The sequence below is a fragment of the Micrococcus sp. APC 4021 genome (genome assembly GCF_030407635.1).
GTDB classification, from domain to species: Bacteria; Actinomycetota; Actinomycetes; order Actinomycetales; family Micrococcaceae; genus Micrococcus; species Micrococcus luteus.
Window position 1 is genome coordinate 1 of the sequence record NZ_JASDCZ010000142.1, and the last position, 5,596, is coordinate 5,596.

The 5,596-nt window shown below is 72.6% G+C and carries 4 protein-coding genes; all 4 read right to left on the bottom strand.

The features are described 5' to 3' along the window. Positions 1-68: 68 nt before the first annotated feature. Entirely contained in the window at positions 69-1,880 is a 1,812-nt protein-coding gene (locus QL983_RS10175) for an ABC transporter ATP-binding protein (protein WP_144868882.1), read from the bottom strand. A gap of 33 nt (positions 1,881-1,913) precedes the next feature. Next, on the bottom strand, positions 1,914-2,867 hold the full coding sequence (locus QL983_RS10180) for a TatD family hydrolase (protein WP_144868885.1): 954 nt from the start codon (positions 2,865-2,867) through the stop codon (positions 1,914-1,916). 120 nt (positions 2,868-2,987) lie between these two features. Beyond that, positions 2,988-4,475 carry an NAD-dependent succinate-semialdehyde dehydrogenase gene (locus QL983_RS10185; protein ID WP_144868888.1) on the bottom strand — a complete coding sequence of 496 codons (1,488 nt, stop codon included), beginning with the start codon at positions 4,473-4,475 and terminating at the stop codon, positions 2,988-2,990. Positions 4,476-4,658: 183 nt separating this feature from the next. Then, positions 4,659-5,516, bottom strand: a complete 858-nt coding sequence (rsmI, locus tag QL983_RS10190; protein ID WP_144868891.1) for a 16S rRNA (cytidine(1402)-2'-O)-methyltransferase — start codon at positions 5,514-5,516, stop codon at positions 4,659-4,661. Positions 5,517-5,596: the final 80 nt, after the last annotated feature.

A 5,596-nucleotide genomic window follows, 5' to 3' on the forward strand; every position in this document is an offset into this window, starting at 1 on the left:
TGGACCATGCCCGCGAGTCTATCGGGGCGCCGGACAGGGTAACCGGGGCGCAGCGGCGCGGGCTCCGCTCAGGTGGAGAGGTCACCGAGCCGGACGAGCTCGCGGAACTCGGGGCTCGTCTCCTGCAGCCCGGCGAACGTGCCCTGGCCGATGATCCGACCGTGGTCCATCAGCACGATCTGATCGCAGCGCTTGACCGTGGAGAGACGGTGGGCGACCACGATGACCGTGATCCGGCCGCGCAGCGACTCGATCACCTCGGTCACCCGGCGTTCCGTGAGGTTGTCGAGGGCCGACGTCGCCTCATCGAGCACGAGGAGGCGGGGGCGCCGGAAGAGCGCGCGCGCGATGCCCAGGCGCTGGCGCTGGCCGCCGGAGACGCCCACGGCCCCTTCGCCGATCACGGTGTCCAGGCCGTCGGGGAGCTCGTCCAGCCACTGGCCCAGCTGGGCTTCGCGCAGCACGCGCTCCACCTCGGCCCGGTCCGCCGTCTGGGTGGCCTCGACGTCCAGGAGCACGTTGTGCAGCACCGTCCCGTTGACCACGGTGACGGACTGCGGGACGAACGCCACGTTGTCCCACCACCCCCGCGGGTTGGCCTCGAGCTCCACCCCGTCCACGTAGACCCCGCCGCGCTGGGCGTGGTGGAAGCCGATGACCAGGTCCACCAGGGTGGTCTTGCCGGCACCGCTGCCGCCCACGAAGGCGTACGAGGACCCGAAGGGGATGCGCAGGTCGATGTCGCGCAGGACCGGCTCGGTCTTGCCGGGGTAGGTGAAGGACGCGTCCCGCACCTCGATGGCCTCCTCGAACGTGACGCGCTCGTAGGGCCGGTCCGCCGCGTGCAGGACCGGCTGCGCGGCGGCGAGCTCCGCCGTCGTGCGCTCGAAGGCCGGCCAGGACGTGCGGATCTCGTTGGTGGTGGCCATGAGCGCCGCCATGGACGGCAGCACGCGGAAGCCGGCCATCGCGAGCAGGGCGAGCGAGCCGAACGCCTCCCCGCCGCGGCCCTGGATGAAGGCCACGGCCACGAGCGCCGCGATGGCGGCCACGAAGGCGACCTCGAGCACGTAGCGCGGCATCATCGTGAGGATCATCTTGAGCCGCGTGGCTTCGGCGCTCTCCATGCGGGCCGCGCGGTACTCCTCCATGAAGGCCGAGTCGTTGCCGCGGATCTTCACGTCCTTGTAGTTCTCCAGGCCCTGCAGCGCCGCCGTGTTGGCCCGCTCCCCCGCGGTCACCAGGGTCCAGCCCAGGCGGGAGGCCGGGCGGCGGATCACGGTCTTGATCACCCAGGCGACGGCGAGGAAGTACAGGGCCATCCCGAGCCCCGTCAGCGGCATGGCGACGCCCACCACGACCGCCACCGCGACGAGCGTCACGGCCTCCGTGAGGAACGTGACAGACGCGTTCACCACGCCCGTGTACGCCATGCTGGAGGTGCCGGTGACGTTGTTGACCAGGGTGCCCACAGTGCGCGTCAGGTGCAGGCCGTAGTCGGCCCGCAGGTAGTAGCGCAGCAGCGTGGCGGACGTGCGGATCAGGTTCTGGTTGGTGAACCCCATGGTCCACCAGCGGAACGCGAGCACCAGGATCGCCTTGAGCAGGAAGGCGACCACGATCACGACGGCGAAGGCCACCGTCTGCTCCGGCACCGTCACGGCCCCGAACCGGGCCAGCAGCCCCTCGAGCGCCGGGGAGCCCAGCTCACCCGAGGTCAGCAGGCTGACCAGCGGGATGATCGAGGCGAGCGCCACCATCTCGAGGCCGGCCACGAGGACGGACCCGAGGACCACGAACACGAGGCGGATCCGCATGGGGCGGTCCACCAGGTACTGCGTTCCCTCGGGCAGCCGGGCTTTGAGGAGTCGGGTCAGCACGTCGCCCATCCTAGGGGCCGGGTCTGGATCGGCTTAGAACGCCCCGTACACCCGGGCGGTGTTTTCGCTCACCGCGCGGGCGAGGGCCGCCACGTCGTCTCCGCGCGTCTCCGCCATGCCCCGCAGCGTCAGCGGGATCAGGTAGGGCGCGTTAGGGCGGCCCCGATGCGGATGCGGCGTGAGGAAGGGCGCGTCCGTCTCCACGAGCAGCAGCTTGGCCGGGGCGATCCGCAGCGCCTCGCGCAGCTCATCGTTGGCCTTGAAGGTGACGGGCCCGGCGAAGGACATGTGCCAGCCGTGCTCGGCGCACGTGCGGGCCAGGTCGGGCCCGCCGGAGAAGCAGTGGAACACCACGTGCGGGGGCAGCCCGCCGTCGGCCGCCTCCTCGAGCAGGATCCGGACGACGTCGTCGTGGGCGTCCCGGTCGTGGATCTGCAGGGCCGTGCCGAGTTCGCGGGCGAGTCGGATGTGCCGGCGGAAGGACTCCTGCTGCGCCGCGTGGCCGGCCTCGTCCTGCGTCCGGAAGTAGTCGAGGCCCGTCTCTCCCACCGCGCGCACGCGGGGGTGGCGGGCGAGCTCGGCGATCTCCGCGAACGCGTCCTCGAACTCGTCGCGCTCGGCCAGGCGGGCCGCGTCGTTGGGGTGCAGCGCCACGGCGCCGAGCAAGCGGGGCTCGGCCTCGATCGCCGCGATCGTGAACCGGGCCGAGGCCACGTCGCAGCCCACCTGGACCGCGCCGGCCACGCCCACGGCCTCCGCCGCGTCCATCGCCTGGTGGACGTCCACCCGGACCAGGCCGTCGCGGAAGTCGAGGTGCGTGTGGTTGTCCACGACGGGCGCCGGCAGCGGCTCCGGTGCGGGCGGGTACTCGAGACGACGCTTGCGACCCGACTTCTCCTCGTGGGCGTCCCGGCGCGGGCCGCCGTCGTCGTCCGGCTGCTGGGCGGGGGCGCGGTAGGCGAGCGGGGTCTCGGATGCGTGGGCCATGCACCCCACTCTAGGGAGCCGAGCCCGGCCCCCCCGACACGCCTCGGGGGCGGTATCGGGTGGTATCCACGTCGGATACCACCCGATACCGCCCCCGGAGGACACGGCTCGGCGCGAGGGTCAGGCCTTCGCGGCCGCCCACGGGTCGGCGATGCCGATGTACTGCACCGAGGTGTACTCCTCGATGCCCTCGGCGCCACCCTCGCGGCCCAGGCCCGACTGCTTCACGCCGCCGAACGGCGCGGCCGGGTTGGAGATGACGCCCACGTTGTAGCCCATGAGGCCGAACTCGATGCTCTCGGCCACGCGGTACATCCGGGCCTGATCCTTCGTGAACACGTAGGAGGCGAGGCCGTACTCGGTGTCGTTGGCCATCTCGATGGCCTCCTCCTCGGAGGAGAAGGTCACGATCGGGGCCACGGGGCCGAAGATCTCCTGCTGGAGGATCGGGTTGCCCTTCTCCACCTTGATCGCGGTCGGCGCGTAGAAGTAGCCGTCGCCCTCGATCTTGTGGCCGCCGGTGAGCACTTCGCCGCCGGCCGCCACGGCGTCCTGGACGAGCTGGTCGATGTCGTCGCGTGCGCCCTCGTCCACGATCGGGCCGAGGGTGGACTCCGGGTCGGTGCCGCGCAGGGGCTTGAGCGCCTCGAGCTTGGCCACGAACTTCTGCGTGAACTCCTCGGCCACGTCCTCGTGCACGAGGAAGCGGTTGGCGGCGGTGCAGGCCTCGCCCATGTTGCGCATCTTCGCGGCGAAGGCGCCCTCGACGGCGGCGTCCAGGTCCGCGTCCTCGAAGACGATGAGCGGGGCGTTGCCGCCTAGCTCCATCGACGTGCGCAGCACGTTGTCCGCCGCGTCCTTCATGAGGCGCACACCGACCGGCGTGGAACCGGTGAAGGACACCTTGCGCAGCCGCCGGTCCTGCAGGATCGGACCGGAGATCGACGAGGCGGAGGAGCCCGCGACGACGTTGAGCACGCCCTTGGGCAGGCCGGCCTCCTGCATCACCTGCGCGAACAGCTGGGTGGTCAGCGGGGTCAGCTTGGCGGCCTTGAGGACCATGGTGCAGCCGGCGGCGACGGCGGGGCCCACCTTGCGGGTGGCCATGGCCAGCGGGAAGTTCCACGGGGTGATCAGCAGGCACGGGCCCACCGGGCGGTGGTGGACCTGCATGCGCAGGGTGCCCTCGGGCACGGTCAGGGTGCGGCCGTAGTGGCGGCCGGCCTCCTCCGAGAACCAGCGCAGGAAGCCGTTGCCGTACGTGACCTCGCCGCGGGCCTCGGCGAGCGGCTTGCCCATCTCGAGGGTCATCAGCAGCGCGAAGTCCTCGGCGCGCTCGTTGATCAGGTCGTAGGCGCGGCGCAGGATGTCGGCGCGCTCCTTGGCCGGGGTGCGGGCCCAGTCGGCCTGCGCGGCGCAGGCGGCGTCGAAGGCGGCCAGGGCGTCGTCGGAGTTCGCGTCCTGCAGGCTCGCGATGACCTTGCCGGTGGCCGGGTCCTTCACGTCGAAGGTCTTGCCGGAGGAGGCATCGCGCCACTCGCCGTCGATCAGCAGGCCGGTGGGGACGGACTCCAGCAGCGCCTTCTCGCGCTCAGCGGTCACGGTCATGATGCACCTCTTTCGGGGTCGGTGGTCGGAGGCGGCACGCCCCGCGTCCCTCAGGGGAACGGGTGGACGGCCACGGGTATTCCGACGCCGTCCGGCGGCGGTCGGCAGCGGCTCCACGGCTGATCCTAGCCAGGCCCCGGGGCCGCGCCATCGCGCATGAGCATCTGTGTAGCCGGGGACGTGTCAGCCCCGGGCCGCGAGCACCGCCTGGTAGAGCTCCCGGCTGCGCATCCCGTGGGCTCCGGCCACCGCCGCCACGGCCTCCTTGAGCCGGGTGCCGGACTCCACCAGCACCCCCACCTCGGCGACGGCGTCCGCCTCGGACGCCTCGCCCTCGGCGCCGGGCGCGGGCGGCCCGATCACCAGCACGATCTCCCCGCGGATCCCCTCCCCCGCGTGCCGCTCCGCAGCCCAGGCATGCACCTCGGCCGCGGTGCCGCGCACCACCTCCTCGTGCAGCTTGGTGAGCTCGCGGGCCACGCACACCGGCCGTTCCGCACCGAGGACCTCCACGACGACGGCCAGCGCGTCCGCCAGACGCTGCGGCGACTCGAAGGCGACCACGGTGCGGGCCTCGGTCAGCAGGGAGGTGAGCCATCGCCGTCGTTCCCCGTCCTTGCGGGGGACGAAGCCGTCGAAGGCGAACCGGTCCGTCGGCAGGCCGGAGAGGGCGAGCGCGGTGGTCACGGCGGAGGGGCCGGGCGCGCAGGTCACGGGCAGCCCTGCGGACACCGCGGCCGCCACGAGCCGGTACCCCGGGTCCGAGACCGTGGGCATGCCCGCGTCCGAGACCACCGCCACCGTGGCACCGCCCCGCACCTGGTCCAGCAGCCCCTGGGCGGAGGCCGCCTCGTTGTGCTCGTGATGGGCCACCACCCTGCCCGCCGGGGTGACGCCCAGTCCGGCGCACAGGCGCCGCGCGGTCCGGGTGTCCTCGGCGGCGATCACGTCCGCCTCCGCCAGCAGTTCACGCAGGCGCGCGGACGCGTCCCCGAGGTTGCCGATGGGGGTGGCGGCCAGGACGATGCGGCCCTCGGGCATGGGACGACCTTTCGACGGACGGACGGCTGCCCCGAGCCTACGGCCCCGGCCACCGTGCACGTCTCGCCGTCCACCCGGCC

Bases quoted from the DNA above. Each gene is read 5' to 3' on its own strand.
- QL983_RS10180 (WP_144868885.1), bottom strand. From the start codon at position 2,867: ATGGCCCACGCATCCGAGACCCCGCTCGCCTACCGCGCCCCCGCCCAG.
- QL983_RS10185 (WP_144868888.1), bottom strand. From the start codon at position 4,475: ATGACCGTGACCGCTGAGCGCGAGAAGGCGCTGCTGGAGTCCGTCCCC.
- rsmI (WP_144868891.1), bottom strand. From the start codon at position 5,516: ATGCCCGAGGGCCGCATCGTCCTGGCCGCCACCCCCATCGGCAACCTC.